Annotated in this window: 2 protein-coding genes and 1 pseudogene; all 3 read right to left on the reverse strand. The window is 63.2% G+C overall.

All coding sequences use genetic code 11. The features are described from left to right. Positions 1–837 (reverse strand): annotated as a pseudogene (locus ABY454_RS12295) (hypothetical protein); the annotation flags it as partial. Between the two features lie 96 nt (positions 838–933). After that, the gene (locus tag ABY454_RS12300; protein WP_372931063.1) at positions 934–1,425 is read right to left on the reverse strand and encodes a F0F1 ATP synthase subunit B; all 492 of its coding nucleotides are present in this window, start codon (positions 1,423–1,425) and stop codon (positions 934–936) included. Between the two features lie 4 nt (positions 1,426–1,429). Next, positions 1,430–1,915, reverse strand: coding sequence for an ATP F0F1 synthase subunit B (locus tag ABY454_RS12305; protein WP_372931065.1), 486 nt, complete (start codon positions 1,913–1,915; stop codon positions 1,430–1,432). Positions 1,916–1,976: the final 61 nt, after the last annotated feature.

Consider the following 1,976-nt stretch of genomic DNA (forward strand, 5'->3'; position numbering starts at 1 on the left):
CGTCACGATCGGCCGGAACAACAGGCCGAAATCCTCCGGCTCTGTCGCGGGCGCCCAGCTGCCATCCGCCTGAAGTCGTTTGGCGGGTTCGGGAAACGCCGGGGTCGTGACCGGACCCCAGGGCTTGACGAGCGCGGCGTTGGCGAGAATGCCCACCAGCTCGTGGACCCTGAGGTAGCGGTTCTTGTCGCTCAAGGGGTCGATGGCCGGGTGGATGATTGTGGAGCGTCCGGCGAGGCAGCTCGGAATGTATTCCGGTGCGGTGAATACGGCGTGATCGTAAGGCTCCGCGTAAGGATCGAGAAAGTCCCAGGCGGCACGGGTCTGCGGCGTCTCACGGTCGAGGCCGATATGGCAGCGCCAGATCGCCGCGAGATCCAGCCTTTCGCGAAGAAGCGCGCCGGCGCCCATGGGCTGGGGATCGTGAATGACCAGCACATCGCCCGGCGACAGGAATGCCTCGATCGCGTCGGCATTCTCTTCGCTTACCCGGTCATAGAGTGCGCGGTCGTCCGGCCCGAGATTTGGGTCGCCCATGCCATGGATGAGATTGTGCAATTGCTTGGTCAGCCGGAAGAAGTCGTGTTCCTGCGTCTCCATCACCAGCCAGTGTGCGTCGACGCCGAGTTCGCGCAGCAAGGCCAGCAGCGCCGGCAACATCTCTGCGACACCGCCGCCCTGCGCGGTGCTGTTCACCATCACCAAGCGGCGGCCTTCCAGTCCGGTCAAGCGGCTCTCGGCCTCTTGGCGAAGACTGCGCACCGTGCCGTTCAGATCAGCGATGCTCTCGTAATCGGCAAGGGTGGCTGAGTGCCGTGGTTCGACGACATGCACCATGAGATCACTCTATCTCATCAGGTCTTAGTGAATTGCCAAAAACTGGAGACGAAGTGAAGCGGTTGCCGCGATCGACAGTCTTGAGGCGGAAAAGCGCTAGTTCAGCTTGGATTTCAGGGTATCGATGCCCTGCGTGATCAGCGTGTCGGCCGTCTCGGCCGTCAGCTTGCCCGCGATCACCGACTGCGCAGCAGCCACGGCGGCGTCGGCCGCGGCGGCGCGTACGTCGCGCAGGGCCTCCGTCTCGGCGCGGGCGATCTTGTCCTCGGCCTGCTTCATGCGCCGCTCAAACTGCTCCTTCATGGCGCGGGAGGTCTCGGCGGCCATGGCCTTGGCCTCTTTGCCCGCGAGCGCCACGATGTCGTCGGCTTCCTTGGCCGCGTCACCCTGCTTGCGGCGGTAGTCGGCGAGCACCTTCTCCGCCTCTTCGCGCAAGGATTGGGCTTCGTTGAGCTCCCTGGCGATGGCATCCGCGCGGGCGTCAAGCGCCGTGGCGATCTTCTTGTGCACGCCGAAATAGAACACGAGCGCAAGGAACAAGAAGAAGGAGACGGCAACCCAGAATTCCGGTGTGGCGAAGATATCCATGACGTCAAGCCTTCCGCGCCGCAGTCACGGCCTTCTCGATGTCGCCTTTAGCCGGCGCCGTGCCCGTCAGTTGCCGCACGATGTCGGCAGCAACATCCGTGGCGACCGTGTTCACCTCTTTCATCGCCGAAGCCTTGGCTTCTTCGATGCGCGCCTCGGCCTCAGCGCTTCGGGCGGCGAGCTTCTTTTCGAGCTTGGCCCGCTCAGCGTCGGTTTCCGCTTTCAGCTTGGCGCGGCCTTCCTCGACGATGCCATGCGCTTTTTGCTTGGCTTCGGCCAACGCCTGCTCGTAAGCGGCGATGGCGTCCTCGGTCTCGCGCCGGAGCTTGTCGGCGGCTTCCAAGTCGTCCTTGATGTGTGCCGCGCGCTTATCGATCACGTTGCCGATGCGCGGCAACGCTACCCACACCATCAGCAGGTAAAGAACGCCGAAGGTGAGGGCGAGCCAGATGAGCTGAGGTGCCCAATCGAGCGGATCGAGTTGCGGCATCGTCGTGTCCTTAAGTTAAAGAGCCAAAGGGCTCGAACTAGAACACAAACAGAATGATCAG

Source organism: Methyloceanibacter sp. (assembly GCF_041573655.1).
Taxonomy (GTDB): domain Bacteria; phylum Pseudomonadota; class Alphaproteobacteria; order Rhizobiales; family Methyloligellaceae; genus Methyloceanibacter.